Source organism: Providencia stuartii (assembly GCF_029277985.1).
Classification (GTDB): Bacteria; Pseudomonadota; Gammaproteobacteria; order Enterobacterales; family Enterobacteriaceae; genus Providencia; species Providencia zhejiangensis.
In genome coordinates, this window is the sequence record NZ_CP119546.1 from 1,284,445 (window position 1) to 1,309,456 (window position 25,012).

Below are 25,012 nucleotides of genomic sequence, written 5' to 3' on the forward strand. Positions count from 1 at the left end.
GCGTTTCAGATCTCAATTTTTGATTATCCACATTTTCATTCCATTCAATTAACTCTATATTTCCTCCACTGTAAATAAATATTAACAAGAGCTTGATGTGTTACCGCACTGATGAGCCAATGGAGTTAACATGGATGCTTCTGAATCCCTAAAACCTTCTGTGGGGCCAACCCCGTCCAATGTTAGGGGCTGGGTGATTTTAGCTATTGATATCGTATTGCTAATTTTACTTTTAAAGTATTTGCCTTTTGATGATAAAGCAAATGCAGGCCTAGCAATGATGGTATTTATTGGTGTGCTTTGGTTAACTGAAGCTATACACGTGACTATCACTGCATTATGTATTCCAATTCTAGCGGTAGGGCTAGGGTTAATGAACACTGGGGATGCGTTGAAATCCTTCGCTAACCCAATCATTTTTCTATTCTTCGGTGGCTTTGCTTTGGCAACGGCTTTGCATATTCAAGGTCTAGATAGACTGATTGCTAACCGTTTGTTGATGATTGCCCGTGGGCGCTTATCTGTTGCAGTGGTGCTATTGTTCGGTGTTACTGCATTACTTTCGATGTGGATTAGTAACACTGCGACTGCGGCGATGATGTTACCACTTGTATTAGGTATTCTCTCTAATTTAGATGTTCGCCATGAACGTAATACATTCGTGTTTGTGTTACTCGGCGTTGCTTATAGTGCCAGTATTGGTGGGTTAGGGACTATTGTTGGTAGTCCTCCAAACGCAATCGCAGCATCTGCACTTGGTTTAGACTTTTTATCATGGATGAAATACGGCATTCCGATCATGGTTGTATTACTGCCTATGATGTTTGTGCTGATGTTTATGATGTTACGACCAAATCTGAAGCACCGCTTTGAATTAGAACTTGAGCATGTGAAGTGGAATGGTAAACGTATCACTGCCATGATCATTTTCTTAATTGCGGTTGTTTGCTGGATTACGAGTACGTTTATTAGTGATGCGTTAGGTGGTGTTAAAGACTTGGACACCATTATTGCTGTAAGTGCAGCAATTCTAATTGGGATTACTGGTGTTGCTAGCTGGGCTCAAATTCAGAAAAATACTGAGTGGGGTGTACTGATGCTGTTCGGTGGTGGTTTAACACTGAGCGCGATTTTAAGTTCATCTGGAGCAAGTAAGATAATGGCTGACTGGATGCAAATGACATTTGGTCAAAGCCACTGGTTTGTTATTATTTTAGCGGTGACTACATTCATCATTATTTTAACAGAATTTACCAGTAATACGGCGAGTGCGGCGCTATTAGTTCCGATTTTTGCCACAGTCGCTGAAGCATTAGGCATGCCTCCAATGGTATTAACGATGATCATTGGTATTGGTGCATCTTGTGCCTTTATGTTACCTGTTGCAACACCTCCGAACGCTATTGTCTTTGGTTCTGGTTATATTAGACAGATAGAAATGGTCCGTGTTGGCGCGGTATTGAACGTAGCTTGTATCATTGTGATCTCACTGTTTGCTTGGTTCTTCTGGTTATAATGACCCAATAGTGAGTTCAAGATTAAATTTTTATCCCCTAGCGGCCTCAAGTGAGGCCGCTAGTGTTTAATAAGGCGTGTATTTTATTCTTTTAATAGTGACTTTAGTGATTCTTTTAAAAATTGGCACTTTGTCCGACTAAGGTTTGTTGGTTACTACCTAAACGTAATTGCCCCGTGATAGCCAACTGATTCTCACCTTGTAATGAAAAATTCATCGCTTCAATTAACCCATTAATATCAATTCTATTTTGTGGACACATAAAACTGTCTTTACATTGATACCGATGACTTTCGAGCAAAATTGAACGCCCCATAAGTTTGGCATTTTCACTTAATTCAAAGTGACTTCCCTCACTATGCAAAGTTGTTGAACGGTATTTAGCACCTGAATGGAGTAAACCTTCACTAATAGACAAGTAAGCATTGCCTGAACTACTGAGATAGTTTTGAACTGCTGAGGTAATATTGACTGCATTTTGTAGTTTGATACGATCAGCAAACACATTAATTTTAGATAACTGTATAGGCACAGCCTGCTGCTGGCTGATGATGACTTGGCTACCTGGAGATACAGAGAATTTTAATTGCTTATAATCCTCAAGGGGTTTAGGGATAAGTTTATCTTGGTCTGTTTTATCTTTAATAAATTGCCTTTCGAAGTTACCTGCTATCAATGAAAGACTAGAAATATTACTTGCTGAGCCATTATGCCAAGTGATGCCATTAGGATTAGCAATCACAAGGTTGGCCGTTTTACCTTTAATCGCAATAACGCCTTGGATATTGGTCGCTTCACTTCCTGTCACTTCCGCAAGGATCATTTTAGCGGCCTTACCATCAAGAGTGCGATTATCTTGAATATCATTATTAAAAACTAAACCATGTTCATTAGAAGAGAGTGTTTCGAAACTATTGAATGAAATATGGTTTTTAAGCGGGGCGGCAATATTGATCGTTTTAGCTTGGTTGATATCAAGAGTAGAAGCCGATAAGTGAGTATGGACAAACAATAATACAAATGATGATATTTGGACGGTTAATAATTTCATTGAGTGAAGCTCCTTGCAGTGAAAGATCCCTTTTACTGTTTGGTAGTATAGCTCCGTTTAACTCTTTCAGTTTGGCTAAAAAATAGAATGTTCTGTTAAAAAATAAAATATCACTTCACTTAAATAAGCATCATATTAAACTCAGCTTTTCTATGTTTTTCTATATCATTTTTTGACGCTACAGACGTAACTCACTTGGTTTATACATAATAAAAAGGGCCACAGATACAGTGGCCCTTTACGATTTATTCTAACTGAAATGGTTATTCAGTTTTTGCTGGTGAATGACTATGTTCGATGTCTTCAGACTTATTCGAAAAGCGGCGACGGATCACCACGAAGAAGACTGGAACAAAGAAGATAGCTAATGAGGTTGCAGCGAACATACCACCCAGTACACCAGTACCTACCGAGTTCTGTGCCGCAGAACCTGCACCATTACTAAATACCAGAGGGATAACACCGAGCATAAAGGCTAATGATGTCATCAGGATTGGACGTAAACGCATCTTAACCGCGTTAAGTGTCGCTTCGACTAACCCTTTACCTTCTTTTTCCATCAAGTCTTTGGCGAATTCAACAATCAAGATTGCGTTTTTCGCCGATAACCCAATGGTTGTTAACAGACCGACCTTGAAGTAAACATCGTTAGACAGTCCACGAACAGAAGTAAACAGTAATGCACCAATAATACCCAATGGTACGACTAACATGACTGAGAATGGTACAGACCAACTCTCATACAATGCCGCGAGACACAGGAAGACGACAATCAGTGAGATTGCGTACAAAGCAGGTGCTTGGTTACCTGATAAACGTTCCTGATATGACATCCCCGTCCACTCATAGCCAATACCTTTTGGTAGGTTTTCAGTGGTGAGTTTCTCCATCATCAGCATTGCGTCACCGGTACTTTGACCAGGTGCTGCTTGCCCTTGAATATTCATTGAAGGTACACCGTTATAACGCTCTAAACGTGGCGAACCATATTTCCAAGGGTCTTGGGATTCATCCAAGAAGGCCGAGAAAGGTACCATGTTTCCTTGGGCGTTACGAACATACAGCGCGCTAATGTCAGATGGCAACATACGGCTTTCTGCATCACCTTGTACATAAACTTTCTTAACACGACCGCGGTCGATAAAGTCGTTTACATAAGTACCACCAAATACGGAACTTAGCGTTGCGTTGATATCCGCGATAGCAACACCTTGAGCCTGTGCTTTTTGCTGGTCAATGTAGATTCGATACTGTGACGTATCATCCTGACCGTTCGGACGAACACCTTGCAAAATCTCAGGGTGCTGAGCTGCTAAGCCAAGTAATTGGTTACGTGCAGCCATTAAGGCATCATGCCCTAAGTTACCTTGGTCAACGAGCTCGAAGTCAAAACCGTTTGCAGTACCTAACTCAACAATAGCAGGTAGGTTAAAGGCATAGATCATGGCTTCTTGTTTCTGAGATAACGCTATGTTCGCACGCTGAACAATGGCTTCAACATGGTTTTCATCGCCTTTACGTTCACTCCAATTTTTCAGAACGACGAACGCTAGACCCATGTTTTGGCCTTGACCTGCGAAGCTGAAGCCACCAACGGTAAATACAGATTCAACGTTACGCTCTTCTTTGGTGTGGAAGTAAGTGTTAACTTCATCCAACACGGCTTGTGTTTGTTCTTGCGTTGATCCCGGTGGTAATTGAACCATCGCTAAGAATACCCCCTGATCTTCTTCTGGTAAGAATGAAGATGGGAGACGAACAAACATTAATGCCATACCTGCCACTAAAATGAGATAGATGATCAGGTAACGGCCCGTACCATTGAGCATGCGGCTAACACTATCGGTATAGTGATGCGCTTGCTTTTCAAATGTACGGTTGAACCAACCAAAGAACCCTTTTTGGCTACCATGACTGCCTTTCTCAATTGGCTTCAACATAGTGGCACAAAGTGCAGGGGTCAGGATCATTGCAACGAATACGGACAGGATCATTGCCGAAACGATGGTTACTGAGAACTGACGGTAAATTGCCCCTGTTGACCCTCCAAAGAAAGCCATTGGGATAAATACCGCTGATAGCACCATCGCAATACCGACCAACGCGCCTTGAATTTGTCCCATGGACTTTTTAGTCGCTTCTTTTGGCGGTAGACCTTCTTCTTGCATAACACGCTCAACGTTTTCGACAACAACGATGGCGTCATCCACAAGAAGACCGATGGCAAGCACCATCGCAAACATGGTCAAGGTGTTTATCGAATAACCGAAAGCTGCCAAAACAGCAAACGTTCCAAGTAAAACCACGGGTACAGCAATTGTTGGGATTAATGTGGCTCGAATATTCTGCAAGAACAGATACATAACCACGATAACCAACATGATCGCTTCGACTAGCGTTTTAACTACTTCGTTAATCGAAATTTTAACGAAAGGCGTTGTATCATATGGATAAACAATTTCTAGTCCTTCAGGGAAGAACGGTTCCATATTCGCCAGTGCAGCACGAACGTTGTTAGCAGTATCTAGTGCGTTAGCGCCTGTTGCGAGTTTAATACCGATCCCCGCCGCAGGTTTACCATTAAAACGGGCAATAGTACTGTAGTTTTCAGCACCTAACTCAACCGTTGCAAGATCTTTTAAACGCACCTGAGAACCATCCTGATTAACACGTAACAGGATATTGGCAAACTCTTCAGGACTGTTTAAACGTGTTTGCGCGATGATTGAAACGTTCAAGCGTTGGCCATCAACTGGAGGTGTTCCCCCTAACTGACCTGCCGCAACTTGGTTGTTTTGCACTTTAATGGCATTGATAACATCATTTGTTGTCATGTTGTACTTCACGAGCTGTTCTGGTTTTAACCAGATACGCATCGCGTATTGCGTACCAAACAACTGGGTTTCCCCAACACCATTGACTCGGCTAAGTGGATCCTTAATGTTTGAACCTACATAGTCGGCAATATCATATTGCCCCATAGAGCCATCGGCAGAAACGAAACCAGCTACCATCAAGAATGAACTGGTAGATTTATCAACGCTGATACCTTGCTGCTGTACTTCTTGTGGTAGTAATGGCATTGCAAGTTGCAGTTTGTTTTGAACCTGAACCTGAGCAATATCACCATCAGTACCTGCTTCGAACGTCAGCATGATACTTGCAGAACCGGATGAATCACTGGTTGATGACATATACACCAAGTTATCGATACCATTCATGTTCTGTTCGATAACCTGAGTCACTGTGTTCTGTACCGTCGATGCATCTGCGCCCGGATAGTTTGCCGAAATAGAAACGGACGGCGGTGCAATAGTCGGGTACTGTGCCACAGGTAACTTGATAATTGCCAACAGACCAGCAAGCATAGTAATAATCGCGATTACCCATGCAAAAATTGGTCTATCTATAAAAAACTTAGGCATTAATCAACCGCTCCCTTACTTAGACTTTTGTTCAGGTTGAGCCTGATTGTCTATGGTTTGCGCTTCTAAATTAGCTTCCTTAGGAACGACAACAATACCGGGTTTGATTTTTTGTAGGCCAATCACAATCACGCGATCGCCATCCTTCAAGCCATCAGTCACCAGCCATTTGTTGCCTACAGCTTGTGCTGCTTTAACTTTTCTGACTTCAACTTTATTCTCGGCACCAACAACCATGACTTGAGCGTCACCTTGTGGCGTACGAGCTAAACCTTGCTGAGGAACCAGAATCGCTTTTTCCATAACACCATCTTCTAAGATAGCGCGCACAAACATTCCTGGCATAAGCTCTTTATTTGGGTTCGGGAATACTGCTCTCATCGTGATTGAACCTGTTGTCTCATCCACGGTGACATCAGAAAATTCCAGAGCTCCTTTTTGGGCATACTCTTGGCCATTATTAATGACTAAGCTAACAGGGGCTTTGCCCGGCTCTTTTTGGAGAGCACCTTTTTCTATCTCATTACGTAGGCGTAAGAAATCCTCACTGGATTGCGTAACGTCAACATAGATAGGGTCTAGCTGTTGAACTCGCATCAACTCAGTCGCTTGTCCTGAAGCAACTAATGCACCTTCTGTGACATTAGATTTCCCAGTACGACCGCTGATAGGCGCAGTAACTTTGGTATAGTTTAGGTTAATACGCGCAGTCTCAACGGCTGCTTCTGCTGCCTTAACGGCTGCTAAAGCTTGAGCATAAGTTGAGGTGGCCTGATCGTATTCTTGCTTACTAATATAATTAGTGCCTAAAAGTGGTTTGTAGCGTTTTACAGTCAAACCCGCTAAGTTTGCGTTAGCTTGCGCTTTAGCAAGTTCCGCTTTAGCACTATCAAAAGTGGCTTGGAAAGGCGCTGGATCTATCTGATATAAAGACGTTCCGGCCTCAACATCGCTACCTTCTTTGTAGTTACGTTTGAGTATAATGCCACTTACCTGTGGGCGAACTTCTGCAATACGATATGCAGACGTACGACCTGGTAATTCAGTCTTGATAGTCAGAGGTTCGGCTTTAAGCGTAACAATTCCTACTTCAGGCGCCGGGCGTTCACCGCCACCTTTCTGTTCATCGTTACAACCTGATAAAGCTAAGCCACCTGAAAGAACCAACAGAGCCAGAGGTAACACCCCTCTGTTTTTTCGCATAAGTTAACCTCAATTAATCAACATGAGTAAAAAACAATACAAGAAAATGGTAAACAATAAGATTTATCACTATGCTATAGTACAAACATACACGAATGTATGTAAATCAGCTTTGTATATAAACGAGTTACAATGGCACGAAAAACTAAACAACAGGCCGAAGAAACCCGTCAGGAAATTTTAGATGCTGCCATCAAAACCTTCTCTGAACGAGGTGTTTCGGCGACATCGTTAGCCGATATTGCAAAGGCCGCTGGTGTAACCCGCGGTGCGATATACTGGCACATCAAAAATAAGGTCGATTTATTCCACCAAGCTTGTGAATTTAGTGATAGCCAGATATTACAGGCCGAAAACTATTATCGTCAGAAGTATAGTAATGATCCACTAGCAATTCTAAAAGAAATTTTAGTTTATATTTTGACAGATTTTATAGAAAGCCCTAAAAATCGCGCTTTAATGGATATTCTTTTCCATAAGTGTGAATTGGTAGGTGAAATGGCTGTTATTGTGGATTTAAAAAGAGAAAACTATATGGCGAGCCATTATCGTATCATTGAACATTTGCGTAGTTGTGTTGAACTAGGACAATTACCTGCGAACCTTGATTTAGAATGTGGTGCTATTATGGTACGAGCGATGATGGCGGGGCTATTGGAGAACTGGTTATTACAGCCTGATAGTTTTAATATACAAAAACGTACTGAAATGCTGGTAGAAACCATGTTAGACGCATTGAAATACAGTCCATCTTTACGGCTAAAGACAGAACAGCCAGAATAATTGGAGAGAGGTTATGTCATCAATTTTAATAATTGCTAATGGTGCTCCTTACGGTAACGAAACGTTATTTAACTCATTACGGTTAGCAATCACACTAAAAGAACAACATCCGCAAACCGAACTGAAGTTATTTTTAATGTCGGATGCCGTTACGGCGGGAATTAAAGCGCAAAAGCCAAAAGAAGGTTATAATATTCAGCAAATGTTAGAAATTTTGACTGCACAGCAGGTGCCAGTGAAATTATGCAAAACCTGTACCGATGCACGTGGTGTTAGTGAATTAGCCCTAGCAGATGGTGTCGAGATTGGTACATTAGTTGAGCTCGCTGCTTGGACATTAGAAGCAGAAAAAGTTCTAACGTTTTAATTAGGACTCAATGTGCTGTTAGTCTTTACTAGCAGCGCGCTTTATTTTATCTAAACAGAATCAAAAAACCTCTTATGGGTTCATCCATGCGGACACTGAAAAATCTAAGAGACTGGCAATTCAGGGTTATCTTTGTACTCTTTGCTTTCTTCTTTTCTTGCTATGCTAATGCTGCAATAAGTAATTCTCTTCCAAGCAAAAATGACATTCAAAATAAACTGAATGTATTGAGTAAAAAAAGTAACCAAAGTGCTGAAGATAAGCTGTCTATTGCTGATATTGAAAAGTCGCTTATTTTTTATGATGAGCTAAGTAAACTGGATAGTAAGTCGGATGAACTGCAAAAAAGTCTCGATAGGGCGAGTGATGATGCTAAACATGCGGTGAATGCATTACAACAACTTAAAAATAACAGTGAAGAAGAAACACGGAATTTTACCAATAGCATCAAGAATGCGTCACAAAAACAGTTAGAAGCTATGCTCAGTCATGCATTAGAACAATTACAAGCTGAGCAGAATGACCTTGCCAATTACAATAGCTATTTAATTACTTTGCAAACTCAGCCAGAAAGAGCGCAAGCGGTGATGCTGGAGAATGCTCGGCGATTACAAGAAATACGTAATGAGCTTAATAGTGTTTTTAATGAATCGACAAAACTACGAGATACACAAATTGAATTACTGCAAATAGAACAGAACTATTTACAGCAACAAAATGATTATCAAAAACGTGTGTTACAGGGCAACACCCAGTTGCAAGATGTATTACAAAAACAACGTGACTACACGATTTATTATATTGAACAGCTTGAAAACCGTATTCAATTACTACAATCCTATATAAGCAGTAAACGGCTTAATGATTCTGAAGCTACAGCGCGTGAGGCACAAACCTCCACGGATAATGAACTACAGTTAAAGCAAAATCCTATCATTCAAAAAGAATTAGCGATTAATAATGCGCTTAGCGAACGTTTGATCGAAGTGACTCAGAGTAATAATCTCATGGTACAAAATAGTATCCGTGTGAAAACTTGGCTTGAACGAGCAACGCAGTCTGAACGTAATTTGAAAGAACAAATTAATGTATTACGGGGTAGCTTATTGTTATCACGTATTCTGTTTCAACAACAAATTGATTTACCAGATGATATTTTAACTAAAAATTTGCCTAATACCATTGCGGATCTACGCCTTGAACAGTTTGATGTTAATCAGCAGCGTGATGCGTTATATCAAATGAATAATTACATCTTGAATCTGGAGAAACAATTAGCGGAAAAGTCAGGTGGGGAACAAGACAGTCGTTATTTGTTGTCGGATGAAGATAAACAAGCGTTAACTAAATTATTGGATGTAAGGCGTGAGCTATTAGATGAGCTTAATCTACAATTGGGTAATCAAATTTCTCAAGCGATTAATTTACAACTCGATCAAAATCAATTATTGAGTGTGATTAGTTCGCTAGAACACACTCTCGCACAACAAATCTTTTGGGTAAACAGTAATAAGCCGATCGACCTTACTTGGGTTAAAACGTTTCCAGAGGCGGCAACACAACAAATCAATAGTTTTGATTTTAGCTTATCAAAGGGCAATATTAAAAAGGGGATCACCAATTCATTATTCGTGGTAATCCCATTATTGGTATTGGCATTAGTGTTTATTTGGTTATACCGAAAAATCGCTGAACGTTTACAGCAAATCACTCAAAGCCTTTCCAGTTTAAGACAAGATAGTTTATTAAATACGCCATTTGCGCTATTACTTACGCTGTTGCAAACATTACCGACAGCTTTGGTATTACTGGCTATTGGCTATTGGTTTTTAAAAACAGGCAATGCTCAAGGTGAATTTGTGTGGGCGCTTTGCCAGCAATTAGCCATTTTTTGGGTGCTTTTTGAATTAACGTTAAGGGTATTAAAGCCAAGAGGGATAGCAGAAAAGCATTTTAGTATTGAGCCAAAACTTGCTGCACAAACTCGTCGCCGAGTCGCGCGTTTATCACTGCCATTGTTACCATTAATTTATTTTTCAACTTATGGCGTGATTAATCCTCTAAAAGTTTCTGAAGATGTGATTGGGCAGTTAATTGTTTTACTGTCACTACTGATGTTATTTATATTTACATTGCCATTTTGCAAACATATCTGGCAAGAAAAAGGCAGCCATTTAACTCGTTCTGTCGTGGTAACATTGCTCACGTTTTCTCCTCTAATCTTAATTGGTTTAATGATGGCGGGGTATTACTACACCACATTACGTCTGGCTAATCGTTGGTTAGATAGCCTGTATTTATTACTGCTTTGGTATATTACCTATAATGCGTGTTTGCGCAGCCTGACTCTAGTGGCTCGTAAACTGGCTTATCAACGTGCTATCGAACGTCGTAAGGCCCAGCATCAAGAAGAGAGTGAAAACGAACCCATCAAAGAACCGCCAATGACGATTGAATTAATCAGTCAACAGTCATTGCGTTTAACCACGATGGTATTATTTATCATTTTTGCTTTAGCTTTTTATGCAATCTGGTCTGATTTTATTACGATATTTTCATTTTTAGACAGTGTTGATTTATGGCATTACACCGCAACAACCGCTGAAGGTAGCAATACTTTACAATCAGTCACGCTAGCCAATTTAATCTTGGCGATGGTGATTATCGTTGTAGCATGGATTATGACACGTAACTTACCGGGCTTATTAGAGGTTTTAGTTCTGTCACGCTTAAAATTACGACAAGGTTCGACTTATGCCATCACCACGATTTTAACTTACATTATTGTCGGTATTGGTGCGATAACGTCATTGGGGATGCTCGGTATTACATGGAGTAAGCTTCAGTGGTTAGCCGCGGCATTAACAGTTGGTTTGGGGTTTGGCTTACAAGAAATTTTTGCGAACTTTGTTTCGGGGATTATCTTGTTATTCGAAAGGCCGATTCGTATCGGTGATACCGTAACGATTGGCAGTTATTCGGGAACGGTAAGTAAAATTCGTATTCGTGCAACCACTATCATTGATTTTGATCGCAAAGAAGTGATCATCCCGAATAAAGCGTTTGTGACTGAACGTCTCATTAACTGGTCACTTTCGGATACAGTGACGAGGATTACAGTAGCATTAGGTGTGGCTTACGGTTCTGATCTTGATAAAGTGAAGCAAGTGCTGTTAAGTGCTGCGACCTCAAATAGTAAGGTGATGACAGACCCTGCACCTGCGGTGTATTTCACTGGGTTTGGTGCGAGCACCCTTGACCATGAATTGCGTTTTTATGTTCGCCAAATCGGCGATAGAGGAACGACGAGTGATGAGGTGCATCGTGCAATAGATAAGTTGTGTCGTGAAAATGACATTAATATTGCATTTAACCAGTTAGAGGTTCACCTTCATAACGAGCGAGGTGACGAAATTCAAGAAATAAAACGTGACCCTAACGTAAAAAAAGATGATGGTAATTAATATGACTTAATTGCTCGATGAGCAGGTTGCTTCAGCAGCCTGTTTAGTGAGATAGTCATTTTTTACAATTTCAAGCGCTTTAAGTACCACGTCAGTTTCAACGTCTGAAGTTTCAAGTAAATAGATAAGATCAACGGCAAGCTGAGTTTCTTTGGGGGCATTTTTTAGAGAATCCATTCTGGCTCCTTAGTATCGACTTAGCGAGTTATCGTACGCATTTTTTTAGTAGCGACATTGATAGATATTAGTTTTTAATCGAAATAGGAGCAAGTTGATATTACGCAATGATAAAAAAATAATAAGAATAGCGACGAGAAATTAACGTGCCTTTGACATTTTATCGTGAAGGGGCGAGTTAAAATTTACAATAGTTTTTATAATTCTAATATGTGTAGTAAATAATAAAATAACCCGTCATTAATCGATTTGTGAAAATAGAGTAGCTGAGTAATATCATTTATATCAATGATATTGAAGTAGTTTATTGATTGTTATGGTATTACGTGCATGTTAGTATTATTACCTATTGGTAATAGTATAACTGGGTGATTTTGTGACGAAATTATCGGAAAGCCTCTATTTAACATTTTGTATCGTGCTAAGCTTTATTATCACTTATTATATTGCAGGTATTGATGCAACTTTATGGAGTTCACTGTCAGCGCTTCATGGTTATACGATATTTAATAAAGCGAATCGCTATAAAAATATTATTTATTCATTATTATGTTCATTATTTGTGTTTGTAGGGACGGCTCTTGGTTATTCTTTAGGCTTTAGTTACTTGTTCTTTATCGTATTATTTCTATCACCTTTTTTCTATTATCAACTTTATAATGTTGATTCCTCTTTAGAGATGTCGTTTAAGTACTTTATGATTTTCTTTATCATAGGGGCAACCTTAAATAAGTCGAGCTTCAACGGCTTGGTGATAGGTTTACTGATAGGAACGGTGGTGACACTTGCGTTCTGTTACGCTGTGAGCAAACGGAAAACAATTACGATTCACCAGATAAAGAAGTATATCTTTTTAAAAAGAGATAGAGTCACTGTTCCCTTAGTGGGACAATCATTGATCTACTCGACAGGCTTAATTTTTTGTGTTTTATCATCAAGAGCCATCAATATAGACCATTTTTTTTGGGCACCATTAACCTTTATCTTTGTCTTAAATCCTAAATTAACAAATATCGTTAAATTAACGCGTGATAGGGTCATTGGAACACTGATTGTTGTTTTGATACTTTATTTGGCATTTAACTCATCTATCTTAATGCCATACATAGGTTTTACATTAATTCTCTTGTTTTCATTTTTAATCCCTATCAGTAATACAAAGAAAAATAATGTATTCGGGACAATTTGTTTGACTGGGTTAGTCTTGTCATTAATTGAAATGTCAATTTATCTGAATAATGTTGATTATCATTTATTGTCAGAAAGGATCATGGAAACATTCATTGGTGGCTTATTTGCGGTAGTATGCAGTTACTGCATAAAATTAATCATGAAGAATAAATCAATTTATTGAGGTCGCCTTACAATGGGAGCTGAGGCTACACCCATTAATAATTTAGTCCAAAAATTGGTTTTCTTGATGTTCTATGGCTTTTTCGATACGTATCAATGCTTGCCGGCAACGGTATAGCCTTCCCGCTAATGCTGCAATATCTTTTTGGCATTGGTGACGTTTTACGTGATCGGTCAGGCCATTGAGTTGCAATTCACGTTCACTGACCATGGCGAGTAATCGGCGTTCATAATCTTGATGCTGTGCCAACCGTTCATACAGATCGACGTGTTCTTTCTTTTCTTGAAAAGAGGTCTCTTTTTGGCGTAATGCTTGAGTAGACAGTTCTCGGGAAAGCGCTTGGATTTGATGCGTTATTTTCTCTGTCAGAAAGTTAACTTGTTCAATATGACCAAGTGACACACTGTGGGAAAGTTGTTGGTACAGTTTATTTAACTCTTTTTGGCAATCCCCTAGATGCGTTGATTTAGTGCTAAACAGTTGCGAATCAAAGCGGGAATGTGAAAATTCCTGATCAGCGATAGGTGCTATGCGGGTTTGCAATGCGTCAATTTGCGTTTTTAGCGCATCTAAAAGAGCCTGTATTTTCATTTTTCTTCTCGTTACTAGTGAAAAATCATGGAAAATTGATATGTAGCAATAAAACTTGTCGCAAATAAGCGGCTCCTTATTGCATTTTTATGGTACTTTAAATAGATTCTACCTTTTCGTGTTTACTATTGATTGGCACTTTATTATGACTGCTAGAGAGCAACAACTGCAATTGATTAAAGAAAGTATTGCAACTATCCCTGATTACCCAAAAGAAGGGGTATTATTCCGCGATATTACCACACTGTTAAATAACCCGGCAGCTTATCAAGCTACCATCGATTTGTTGGTTGAGCATTATAAAGATAAAGATGTCACCAAAATTGTAGGTACTGAAGCGCGCGGTTTTCTGTTTGGTGCACCAGTCGCGTTGCGCTTAGGCGTTGGTTTTGTTCCTGTACGTAAAAAAGGGAAACTACCTCGCGAAGTATTAAGTATGACCTATGATTTAGAATATGGCACTGACACGCTGGAGATCCATCGTGACAGTATTCAGCCTGAAGATAATGTATTAGTCATCGATGATCTACTTGCAACAGGCGGTACTGTTGAAGCAACAGTAAGAATGATCAAGCAGCTAGGCGCGAACATTGTCGATGCCGCTTTTATTATCAGCCTACCGGATTTAGGCGGCGTAGAGCGCCTTGCTGCTGAGGGCGTTAACTCATTTAGTTTAGTTGAGTTCCCAGGCCACTAATCCTATTTTCCTCACTATTTTTATCACAGTCTCGCCGTAAGGGGCGAGGCTGTGGTAGCATGGTGCTATCACCGTGTTAAGAAACTGCATAATTCATGAGCTATCAGGTACTTGCCCGTAAGTGGCGCCCCCAAAAATTTTCAGATGTTGTCGGTCAACAGCATGTATTGACCGCATTAGCGAATGGTCTGGAACACCAGAGGCTTCATCACGCCTATCTTTTTTCTGGCACTCGTGGTGTCGGTAAAACGACAATTGCCCGTTTGTTTGCCAAAGGTCTTAATTGTGAAACGGGGATCACAGCAACACCTTGTGGAAAATGTACCAATTGCCAAGAGATCGAGCAGGGGCGTTTCGTCGATTTGATCGAAATCGATGCGGCATCGAGAACAAAAGTTGAAGATACGCGAGAATTATTAGACAACGTGCAGTATGCGCCGGCTCGCGGGCGTTTTAAAGTCTATCTTATTGATGAAGTGCATATGCTATCGCGCCATAGCTTTAATGCGTTATTAAAAACGCTAGAAGAGCCGCCTGAGCACGTTAAATTTTTACTGGCAACAACCGATCCACAAAAATTACCGGTGACGATTTTGTCGCGTTGTTTGCAGTTTCATTTAAAAGCGTTAGATGTCACTCAAATTAATGAGCAGCTTGAACATATTTTAAATGCAGAAGGCATTGAACATGATTCGCGCGCGCGCCAGCTCATTTCTCGCGCAGCTGATGGTAGTTTACGTGATGCGTTGAGTTTGACAGATCAAGCGATAGCGATGGGGCAAGGTCAGGTTACAGCAGATATTGTCAGTCAGATGTTAGGTACACTTGATGATGAGCAGCCGCTTGCGATCATTGAAGCTTTGGTGCGTGCTGATGGTATTGCTGTCATGGAAGAAGTCGAGCATGCAGCAACCCGTGGCGCTGATTGGGAAAATCTTCTGGTAGAAATATTGTCATTGTTGCATCGCGTTGCCATGATCCAGCTATTACCCGCAGGAAAAGAAACGGATCCTTCATCGACGGAAGGGCGTCTCAGACAAATAGCGCGAATAATTTCTCCAGCAGATTTGCAATTATTTTATCAAACATTACTGATTGGTCGTCGAGACCTCCCTTACGCACCAGAACGCCGTATGGGCATTGAAATGGCTTTGTTACGTGCTTTGGCGTTTCACCCCAAAAGCATTATTGAAGAACCCGTAGCACAAACGGTGGCCGTACAGCCTGCTTCTGTGATGCCGACTCGCTCAGTTGCATCGAAACCAACACCGGCTTCATCACCGTTATCGGCAAATGCGCCGATAGCAGAAAATAGTCCTACCTTTCAATTATTAAAGGCTAAGGAAGCGCTACAGTCCTCACAAGATGAGGTATCTGACGGAAAAAAGAATAAACCGGCCGCGCCTGAAAAGGCTAAGCCGGCGATGTCAGCACTTGAGAGGCTGGCCGCGGTCACTAGCCAGCATCAAAAAAAGGGTGTTAACCAAACTGTTGACGCTAAAAAATCGACAAAACCAAAGCATTATCAGTGGCGGCCTCAGTTTGAAGAACCTCAAGCTAAAGAAACGATTACCACACCGACTGAAATAAAAGAGGCGTTAGAGTATGAAAAAACGCCTGAATTAGCGGCTAAGATTATTGAAGAAGGTCGAGAGCGGGATAGCTGGTCAGCAGAAATAGCGCAATTAAATATCCCTAAGCTAGTTGAACAATTAGCTTTGAATTCATATATAGAAAGAATCAGTGAGTCACAAATCGTTCTTCATTTGCGACCCGCGCAGCGTCATCTTAATAAGCCGTCGGCACATGACGCATTACAAAGTGCCTTGAGTGAACACTACGGTCATCCTGTTGAACTAAACATCGTTCAAGATGATAATACCGAAGTGAAAACGCCGCTTGAATGGCGACAGGCGATTTATGAAGAAAAGCTGGCGCAAGCGCGTCAGTCAATTATTGCGGATAAAACGATTCAAAAACTACGCTCGATGTTTGATGCGCAGTTAGATGAAGAAAGTATTCGCCCCGTTTAACGCTACAGTCTCTATGAGCAAGCTGTGGCCTCAGTAGTGAGAGATAACTATGTTTGGTAAAGGTGGTTTGGGCAATCTAATGAAGCAAGCCCAACAAATGCAAGAAAAAATGCAAAAAGTTCAGGAAGAAATCGCCAATCTAGAAGCAACAGGCGAATCTGGCGCTGGTCTAGTCAAAGTTACCATCAACGGCTCACATAACTGCCGCCGTGTTGAGATAGATCCAAGTCTTCTTGAAGATGATAAAGATATGCTGGAAGATTTGATTGCCGCAGCATTTAATGATGCAGCTCGCCGTATTGAAGAAACGCAGAAAGAAAAAATGGCAAGTGTTTCAAGTGGCATGCAACTGCCACCAGGCTTTAAGATGCCATTCTAATGCAAACGAGTCCGCTTCTAGAGTCATTGATGGAAGCTTTGCGCTGTCTCCCTGGTGTTGGGCCAAAGTCAGCGCAACGTATGGCTTTTCATCTGCTTCAGCGTGATCGTAGTGGTGGCATGCGCCTTGCGCAGTCACTGACTCGAGCAATGTCAGAAATCGGTCACTGCCGTGATTGTCGTACTTTTACCGAACAGGATGTGTGTAATATCTGTGAAAATCCGCGTCGTCAACAGAACGGTTTGATTTGTGTGGTTGAAAGCCCTGCGGATATTTATGCTGTGGAACAAACTGGTCAATTTTCAGGGCGTTATTTTGTGCTGATGGGGCATTTATCACCGATTGATGGCATTGGCCCGATGGATATCGGACTGGATAGATTAGAAGAGCGGTTATCTTCTGAAACCATTACTGAAGTGATACTTGCGACTAACCCAACGGTAGAAGGTGAGGCAACAGCAAACTATATTGCGCAGATGTGTGCTCAATATGGCATTACTGCAAGCCGAATCGCACATGGCGTACCTGTTGGTGGTGAGCTGGAAATGGTCGATGGTACCACGTTATCTCACTCATTAGCGGGTAGGCAGCGCCTCTAGTAACAGGTAACATCTTAAGCTACGGGCGGTTGACTGGCTGTAGCTTTAATCACCGCAATGTCTTACCAGAAGCATCGCTTATTGTTTTTGTCGCAGTCCTTTCACATAATTCGAATCTGTTCGCTTTTTTATTCTTTAGTATCACTTAGTTATCCCCTTGAGTGACTTATCGTCGCTGAGTCTTCGCGGAGACATTTTTTCTTTCATGCGCTTGAATTTCTGTTTTTTGCCCCCAATTCAATCTCATCGATAAGTCAAAACTATCCCATTAGATTGATGATATAGAGGCATTAATGAGTATGAAAGGACAAGAAACTCGCGGGTTCCAATCTGAAGTCAAACAACTGCTCCAGTTGATGATCCACTCTCTTTACTCAAACAAAGAAATCTTTTTGCGTGAACTTATTTCAAACGCATCCGATGCGGCAGATAAACTGCGTTTTCGTGCACTTTCAAAACCTGAATTGTATGAAAATGATGGGGAACTGCGTGTTCGCATTAGCGCAAATAAAGAAGATGGGACACTCACAATTAGCGATAACGGTATTGGTATGAGCCGTGATGAAGTTATTGATAACTTAGGAACGATCGCTAAATCAGGCACTAAAGCCTTTTTAGAATCTCTGGGTGGTGACCAAGCAAAAGATAGTCAAATGATTGGTCAGTTTGGTGTTGGTTTCTATTCTGCTTTTATCGTTGCTGATAAAGTGACTGTTCGTAGCCGTGCTGCTGGTGCATCGGCAGACCAAGGCGTATTTTGGGAATCTGCTGGTGAAGGTGAATACACTATTGCCGACATTGAAAAAGCGGATCGTGGCACTGAAATCACGTTACATTTGCGTGAAGATGAAAAAGAGTTTTTAGATAACTGGCGTTTGCGTTCAGTTATCAGCAAATATTCAGACCATATTGCACTACCTGTAGAAATTGAAGTTAAAAATGAAGAAGATGGCACAATAACTTGGGAGAAAATCAACCAAGCTAAAGCGCTATGGACGCGTAATAAGTCTGAAATTTCTGATGAAGAGTATATCGAGTTTTACAAACACATCTCCCATGATTATGCGGATCCATTAACTTGGTCTCATAATCGTGTTGAAGGTAAGCAGGAGTACACTAGCTTATTGTATATACCTTCACAGGCGCCGTTTGATCTCTGGAATCGTGAGCAGCGCCATGGATTAAAACTGTATGTTCAGCGTGTGTTTATTATGGATGACGCTGAGCAGTTTATGCCAAATTATTTGCGCTTTGTGCGTGGGGTATTGGATTCAAACGATTTACCCCTCAACGTATCTCGCGAAATACTGCAAGATAGCGCATTAACTCGTAGCTTGCGTGGCGCATTAACCAAGCGTGTCCTGCAAATGCTAGATAAACTGGCGAAGAATGATGCGGAAAAATATCAGTCTTTCTGGCAGCAATTTGGTCTAGTGATGAAAGAAGGACCTGCGGAAGATATGAGCAATAGTGAAGCTATTGCGAAACTGCTACGTTTTGCATCAACACATAATGATAGCAACGTGCAGAATGTCTCTTTAGAAGACTATATTAGCCGTATGGTTGAAGGGCAGGAGAAAATCTATTACATCACGGCGGATAGCTATGCTGCGGCTAAGAGCAGCCCTCATTTAGAGCTGTTCCGTAAGAAAGGTATTGAGGTACTATTGCTTTCTGATCGCATTGATGAATGGATGATGAACTATTTATCCGAGTTTGATGGTAAGCCTTTCCAATCGGTTAGCAAAGCCTATGAGTCGCTGGATAAACTCGCAGATGAAGATAAAGCAGAGCAAGAAGAAGCCGATAAGCAATTAGAACCTTTTGTTGAGCGTGTGAAAACATTGTTGGCAGATCGCGTTAAAGAGGTCAAATTGACCCACCGTTTGACGGATACACCTGCGATTGTCACCACCGATGCCGATGAGATGAGCACACAAATGGCGAAGTTATTCGCTGCGGCAGGTCAAGCTGCTCCTGAAGTGAAATATAACTTTGAGCTTAATCCATCACATCCACTGGTTAAGAAAGCGTCAGAAGTGACGGATGATGCACTGTTTGCTGATTGGGTTAATGTTTTGTTAGACCAAGCTTTATTAGCAGAGCGCGGTACATTAGAAGATCCAAATTTATTCATTCGTAAAATCAACGAATTATTAATGAAATAATTCGCTAATTGATTTTCGTTTTTGAGCAAAAACCACGTTTTAGCCAGCGCTTTAGCGTGGTTTTTTTCTTTTACGAAAGAAGTAAAATGCGAAAACGTTTACGTGTCTTCTTGAGTAAAGCGCCATCCTAATGGTATGGTATCTTGTTTTCTTTTCAAATTATAAAAAACTAAATAGCAAGGGGTTTACGCAATGCGTATCATTCTGCTCGGTGCTCCAGGCGCCGGTAAGGGCACTCAAGCTCAATTTATTATGGAGAAATTTGGTATTCCACAAATTTCAACTGGCGACATGTTACGTGCAGCAGTTAAAGCAGGTAGTGAGCTAGGTTTAAAAGCAAAAGAGCTAATGGATAATGGTAAGTTAGTGACTGATGAATTAGTGATTGCATTAGTTAAAGAGCGCATCAAACAAGATGACTGCCGCAATGGCTTCTTGTTGGATGGGTTCCCGCGCACCATTCCTCAAGCTGATGCAATGAAGGAAGCCGGTATTGATGTTGATTTCGTATTAGAATTCGATGTACCTGATGAAATCATTGTTGAGCGTATTATTGGTCGCCGTGTGCATGCACCTTCAGGTCGTGTTTATCATGTGACATTCAACCCACCTAAAGTTGAAAATAAAGATGATGTCACAGGTGAAGAGCTCACTATTCGTAAAGATGACCAAGAAGATACCGTTCGTAAGCGTTTGGTTGAATATCATGATTTAACCGCACCTTTGGTCGCTTATTATCAAAAAGAAGCGGCTGCGGGTAACACTCAGTATTTCAAAATTGATGGAACTCGCAAAGTTTCTGAAGTGAGTGAAGAATTAGCAAAAATCCTCGGCTAATAAAGATGATAGCTATCAACAAAGGCAGCGATAATCGCTGCCTTTGCTTTTGTCGCATAAGAAGATAAATAAAGACCGCATTTTATGATATAAAGTTGGGAATAATTATCATTTAAGGAGTATCATTGTGTCAGAGAATAAATTCGGTATTTTATTGGTTAATCTAGGGACGCCTGATGCCCCAACGACTCCGGCAGTTAAACGTTATCTTGCGGAATTTTTGAGTGATGTCCGTGTTATTGATGTCTCTCGTGCGATTTGGAAACCTATTTTATATGGCATTGTATTGCCATTTCGTTCGCCTAAGGTTGCGAAACTCTATCAATCAATTTGGACCGAAGATGGTTCACCTTTACTCGCTTATACGTTAAAGCAGAAAGCTAAGTTAGCTGAATGTTTTCCTAATATACCAATAGAAGTTGGGATGAGTTATGGCTCACCGTCACTGAAAAGTGCAATTGACTCCTTGATGTGCCAAGGTGTGACCGAATTAATCGTACTTCCTTTATATCCTCAGTACTCCTGTTCGACGACAGCGGCTGTCTATGATGGTATTTCCGCGATTCTCAAGCAAATGCGTACAATTCCGTCGTTACATTTTATCCGTAGTTATGCGACGCATCCTGCCTATATTCAGGGCTTAGTCAACTCAATTGAGCAAAGCTTTGCTCAGCATGGTGAACCTGACCGACTGATTTTGTCGTTCCATGGTATTCCTAAACGTTATGCGGATACTGGCGATATTTATCCACAAGAGTGTGAAGCAACAACTCGTTTAGTTAAAGAGGCGTTGAATTTTCCAGCGGAACGTGTATTGATGACTTATCAATCTCGTTTTGGTCGTGAGCCTTGGTTAACGCCCTATACCGATGAGACAATGAATCAATTACCCTCACAAGGCGTAAAATCAGTTCAAGTGATTTGTCCCGGATTTTCTGCGGACTGTTTAGAAACACTAGAAGAAATTAGTGAACAAAATCAACACTTTTTCAAAAGCCAAGGGGGAGAATCCTATCATTATATACCCGCATTAAATGACAGTGAGGATAGTATTAACTTATTCAAAATCCTGATTAATGGTTTAATAAAAACAATTTAAAGTTTAAATTAATATTAAATATGGTGTTTATCGATATATCATAAATCGAGAAAACTATTATACTCACTGATATAAAGGGTTGATGCATTATTAATTTGGTACTTAACTGGAATTTATTATGAGCACTGATAGAGAATCACGGAATGATAAAACAGCAAGTGAGATGCAAATCTCGCAATTTAACTTACAGCAAAGCGATGAAGTTGATTTGATGGCTTTGTTTGCTGTTTTAATAAGAAATAAATTTATTATTATCGCTATCACTGTTGCTATTACGCTTATTAGTACTCTTGTGGTATCCCTGCTCCCCCAAAAATGGAGCAGTACAGCGGTTGTTGTTCCCCCATCTTCTGAAGAAATTAAAGATATTAATACACTCAGTGCGCAACTCAGTGTTCTTGATGTGAAAATTGATTTATCTGCACAACAAATTTTTAATGCATTTATTGAGCAGTATCGATCAAAAGTTAATCAAGAAGCCTATGTTCGTAGCACGAACTACTTTCAAGAACTCGCCAAAAAAATTGATCCAGCGGATAAAGAAAATGGTGAGCAACGACTGGTAAATAACATTATTACCAACAGTATTCATATTACAGACCAGTCAAAAGAAAAAAATAGTACATCGAATGACATTATACTCACTTTCATTGCACCGACGCCTTCAGAAGCTCAAGATCTGTTGGCTGGCTATGTTCGCTATACAGCAACAAAAGTCAGGGAGCAATTTAAGCAAGATATTCAAAATGCGATAGCCCAACAGTTAGTCCGTGCAAATGAAACCTTTAAACAAGAGGTGACAAAAATTCGGACAGAATACGATGTTAAGGTGGAAAGATTAAAACGTGCCATTGATATCGCAAAAGCGGCGGGCGTTCGTAAGCCGATAGTGACGGATTCTGCCATCATTAGTGATGATCCTGATTATCCCATTGCGTTAGGAACTGAAGCGCTAGAGAAAAAATTAGCGATAGAGTTGCAGAACCGTGATATTGCAATGTTGAGTGAAGATTTACAAATTCGTCAACACTACATCAATAGCTTGTCAGAATTAAAGATTGATACTATCGACTTTTTACCCGCTAAATTCATTCTTGCACCTGATTTACCCGCTAAGAAAGATTCGCCAAAATCGACACTCATCATCGCATTGAGTGCTATCCTCGGCCTGATCTTGAGCAGCGCATACGTATTAACTCGCGAGCTATACCGCGATTATACAATGAAGACGGCGTCACATTCATAATCGATCACGATAAACATAAATTGTCACCTTGATCGCAGGTGCTGGTTTATGTTTATCATGCTAGAATAGCGGCATGTCTACTCGCTAATTTGTTCATTATGAAATTCCCCGGTCAACGTAAATCAAAGCATTATTTTCCTGTTAGTTTAAGAGATCCACTGTTACAACCTATCAAAGAGCGGATGGATGAGGGTGAAAACTGTCGATCCTATATCGTGGGTATCGATCAGACACTTGTCGATATTGAAGCCAAGGTCGATGATGCATTTATTGAACGCTATCAATTAAGCAAAGGGCATTCTTTAGTTATAGAAGATGATGTTGCAGAAGCGTTATATGCAGAGCTAACAAGTAATGCATTGATAACTCATGAGTTTGCAGGTGGAACCATCGGCAATACTTTGCATAATTACTCTGTGTTGGCGGATGATCGCTCTGTATTGTTAGGTACCATGTGTAATAACATTCAAATAGGTAGCTATTCTTATCGCTATTTATGCCACACATCGAGCCGAATGGATCTTAACTATTTACAAGGGGTTGATGGGCCTATAGGACGTTGCTTTACACTGATTGCAGAAAATGGTGAACGAACTTTTGCGATTAGCCCTGGGCATATGAATCGACTTCGTCCTGACAGTATTCCAGAAGAGATTATTGCTGGTGCATCGGCCTTGGTACTTACTGCGTATTTAGTGCGTTGTAAACCGGGTGAAACCATGCCCGAGGCTACGATGCAAGCTATCAGCTATGCTAAGAAGCATAATGTTCCTGTGGTATTAACGCTTGGAACTAAGTTTGTTATAGCCCAAGACCCTCAATTTTGGCGTGATTTCCTCGCTGAACATGTTTCTGTCGTGGCGATGAATGAAGATGAAGCATTGGAGTTGACGGGCTTTAATGATCCACTGTTAGCATCGGATATGGCCCTTAATTGGGTTGATCTTGTGTTGTGCACGGCGGGGCCTTCAGGCCTTTATATGGCTGGCTATACGGAAGAAGCATTTAAACGCACTACACAGCATCCTCTGTTGCCGGGGGCGATCCCTGAATTTAACCTCTATGAATTTAGCCGAGCTATGCGCCGGCAAGATTGTGAAGTTCCTATGCGTATCTATTCCCATATAGAACCTTATATGGGTGGCCCAGAAAAAATTATGAATACCAATGGGGCCGGTGACGGCGCTTTATCGGCGTTGTTACATGATATCACTGCGAATTCATACCATCGTATGAACGTACCGAATTCCAGTAAACATGCGCGTCAGTATCTGACTTACTCTTCATTAGCCCAAGTATGCAAATATGCGAATCGGGTGAGTTATCAAGTGCTAACTCAGCATTCACCGCGTTTAACCCGTGGTTTACCTGAAAAAGAAGACAGTCTAGAAGAGTCATATTGGGAACGCTAGTTGTTGGTTTTTTCTTAAATAGCGTCAGATAGCACCTCATTGTTGATAATAAAACAGTGGGGTGTTTTTTTAGATAGTGAAGAAAAAACCCCCCACACAGTGGGGGAAGTAGGACACAAAAAATATCATCAATAATGGTTTAGGCGAAATGGAGTATAGCGCCTTATAGGGGCTAAAAAGTGGAGGAAATATGAATCCATTTATTGTTAATTGTTCTATTTTAGACTAATAAACAGATAAAAATGTTATTACGATATTATTGCAAGGAACGGGTAAGCCATATCAAATTGAATTTAAGGTTTTTTGAGTGTCGTGGGCATAGATTGGTTAATCACGATGAATAACCGATATGACGTCTTACATCTTGCTTAGAGAAAGGGATATTTGATTCGCAGACGATGGAAGCGCTTAATGTTGTTTTGGTATGAAATTAGCGCCTAAAAGAAAGGGAAGTTTGCACTTCCCTTGAGGTTGTTGACAAAGCGGGATAAAAGCGTGGTTTTTCCCACTTTGTGTTATCAGCCGAAAATCAATAAATTGATTTCCCTCTCTTATTTTCAAAACCTATTCGACTTTCCGCCAAACATCATATGTTTGGCGGCAGTCTGAAG

Annotated in this window: 19 protein-coding genes; 14 read left to right on the forward strand and 5 right to left on the reverse strand. The window is 40.7% G+C overall.

Going from position 1 to position 25,012, the window contains the following annotated elements; all coding sequences use genetic code 11:
* Window positions 1-130 precede the first annotated feature (130 nt).
* Window positions 131-1,516, forward strand: coding sequence for an SLC13 family permease (locus tag P2E05_RS05525; protein ID WP_154623399.1), 1,386 nt, complete (start codon window positions 131-133; stop codon window positions 1,514-1,516).
* 115 nt (window positions 1,517-1,631) lie between these two features.
* Here P2E05_RS05525 and P2E05_RS05530 read toward each other — a convergent pair whose 3' ends face one another.
* From P2E05_RS05530 to P2E05_RS05540, 3 genes are all read right to left on the reverse strand, one after another.
* Window positions 1,632-2,567, reverse strand: coding sequence for a filamentous hemagglutinin N-terminal domain-containing protein (locus tag P2E05_RS05530; RefSeq protein ID WP_163860835.1), 936 nt, complete (start codon window positions 2,565-2,567; stop codon window positions 1,632-1,634).
* Between the two features lie 263 nt (window positions 2,568-2,830).
* Complete coding sequence (locus P2E05_RS05535; protein WP_154623397.1) at window positions 2,831-5,992, reverse strand: efflux RND transporter permease subunit; 3,162 nt, start codon at window positions 5,990-5,992, stop codon at window positions 2,831-2,833.
* Between the two features lie 15 nt (window positions 5,993-6,007).
* Window positions 6,008-7,195, reverse strand: a complete 1,188-nt coding sequence (locus P2E05_RS05540; RefSeq protein WP_154623396.1) for an efflux RND transporter periplasmic adaptor subunit — start codon at window positions 7,193-7,195, stop codon at window positions 6,008-6,010.
* 132 nt (window positions 7,196-7,327) lie between these two features.
* On the opposite strand from P2E05_RS05540, the gene acrR reads away from it, so the two are divergent.
* The 3 genes from acrR to mscK all read left to right on the forward strand — a co-directional run bounded on the left by acrR (window position 7,328) and on the right by mscK (window position 11,809).
* The gene (gene acrR, locus P2E05_RS05545) at window positions 7,328-7,978 is read left to right on the forward strand and encodes a multidrug efflux transporter transcriptional repressor AcrR (protein ID WP_276123040.1); all 651 of its coding nucleotides are present in this window, start codon (window positions 7,328-7,330) and stop codon (window positions 7,976-7,978) included.
* 13 nt (window positions 7,979-7,991) lie between these two features.
* On the forward strand, window positions 7,992-8,345 hold the full coding sequence (locus P2E05_RS05550) for a DsrE/DsrF/TusD sulfur relay family protein (RefSeq protein ID WP_154623394.1): 354 nt from the start codon (window positions 7,992-7,994) through the stop codon (window positions 8,343-8,345).
* A gap of 86 nt (window positions 8,346-8,431) precedes the next feature.
* Window positions 8,432-11,809, forward strand: coding sequence for a mechanosensitive channel MscK (gene mscK / locus P2E05_RS05555; protein WP_195848165.1), 3,378 nt, complete (start codon window positions 8,432-8,434; stop codon window positions 11,807-11,809).
* Window positions 11,810-11,815: 6 nt separating this feature from the next.
* Here the strand turns inward: mscK and P2E05_RS05560 are convergent, their stop codons facing one another.
* On the reverse strand, window positions 11,816-11,986 hold the full coding sequence (locus tag P2E05_RS05560) for a YbaM family protein (RefSeq protein WP_154623392.1): 171 nt from the start codon (window positions 11,984-11,986) through the stop codon (window positions 11,816-11,818).
* Between the two features lie 376 nt (window positions 11,987-12,362).
* On the opposite strand from P2E05_RS05560, the gene P2E05_RS05565 reads away from it, so the two are divergent.
* Complete coding sequence (locus tag P2E05_RS05565) at window positions 12,363-13,340, forward strand: FUSC family protein (RefSeq protein ID WP_163860836.1); 978 nt, start codon at window positions 12,363-12,365, stop codon at window positions 13,338-13,340.
* 42 nt (window positions 13,341-13,382) lie between these two features.
* On the opposite strand, the gene priC is transcribed toward P2E05_RS05565, so the two are convergent.
* The gene (priC, locus tag P2E05_RS05570) at window positions 13,383-13,931 is read right to left on the reverse strand and encodes a primosomal replication protein PriC (RefSeq protein WP_154623582.1); all 549 of its coding nucleotides are present in this window, start codon (window positions 13,929-13,931) and stop codon (window positions 13,383-13,385) included.
* 145 nt (window positions 13,932-14,076) lie between these two features.
* On the opposite strand from priC, the gene apt reads away from it, so the two are divergent.
* From apt to P2E05_RS05615, 9 genes are all read left to right on the forward strand, one after another.
* On the forward strand, window positions 14,077-14,628 hold the full coding sequence (apt, locus tag P2E05_RS05575; protein WP_154623581.1) for an adenine phosphoribosyltransferase: 552 nt from the start codon (window positions 14,077-14,079) through the stop codon (window positions 14,626-14,628).
* 95 nt (window positions 14,629-14,723) lie between these two features.
* A complete protein-coding gene (dnaX, locus tag P2E05_RS05580; RefSeq protein WP_196713420.1) occupies window positions 14,724-16,661 on the forward strand; it encodes a DNA polymerase III subunit gamma/tau in 1,938 nt (645 codons plus the stop codon).
* Window positions 16,662-16,710: 49 nt separating this feature from the next.
* The gene (locus P2E05_RS05585; protein ID WP_154623579.1) at window positions 16,711-17,040 is read left to right on the forward strand and encodes a YbaB/EbfC family nucleoid-associated protein; all 330 of its coding nucleotides are present in this window, start codon (window positions 16,711-16,713) and stop codon (window positions 17,038-17,040) included.
* The gene (gene recR, locus P2E05_RS05590) at window positions 17,040-17,639 is read left to right on the forward strand and encodes a recombination mediator RecR (protein WP_154623578.1); all 600 of its coding nucleotides are present in this window, start codon (window positions 17,040-17,042) and stop codon (window positions 17,637-17,639) included. The genes P2E05_RS05585 and recR overlap by 1 nt, the downstream gene beginning before the upstream one ends.
* Before the next feature lie 293 nt (window positions 17,640-17,932).
* Complete coding sequence (gene htpG, locus P2E05_RS05595) at window positions 17,933-19,807, forward strand: molecular chaperone HtpG (protein ID WP_276123041.1); 1,875 nt, start codon at window positions 17,933-17,935, stop codon at window positions 19,805-19,807.
* 192 nt (window positions 19,808-19,999) lie between these two features.
* Window positions 20,000-20,644 (forward strand): adenylate kinase, encoded by a 645-nt coding sequence (gene adk / locus P2E05_RS05600; protein ID WP_154623576.1) that lies wholly within the window; start codon window positions 20,000-20,002, stop codon window positions 20,642-20,644.
* Between the two features lie 127 nt (window positions 20,645-20,771).
* Window positions 20,772-21,743, forward strand: a complete 972-nt coding sequence (gene hemH / locus P2E05_RS05605; protein ID WP_163860838.1) for a ferrochelatase — start codon at window positions 20,772-20,774, stop codon at window positions 21,741-21,743.
* A gap of 118 nt (window positions 21,744-21,861) precedes the next feature.
* The gene (gene wzz(fepE), locus P2E05_RS05610) at window positions 21,862-22,989 is read left to right on the forward strand and encodes an LPS O-antigen length regulator Wzz(fepE) (protein WP_154624233.1); all 1,128 of its coding nucleotides are present in this window, start codon (window positions 21,862-21,864) and stop codon (window positions 22,987-22,989) included.
* A 98-nt stretch (window positions 22,990-23,087) separates the two neighbouring features.
* The gene (locus P2E05_RS05615) at window positions 23,088-24,401 is read left to right on the forward strand and encodes an inosine/guanosine kinase (protein ID WP_154624234.1); all 1,314 of its coding nucleotides are present in this window, start codon (window positions 23,088-23,090) and stop codon (window positions 24,399-24,401) included.
* Window positions 24,402-25,012 lie beyond the last annotated feature (611 nt).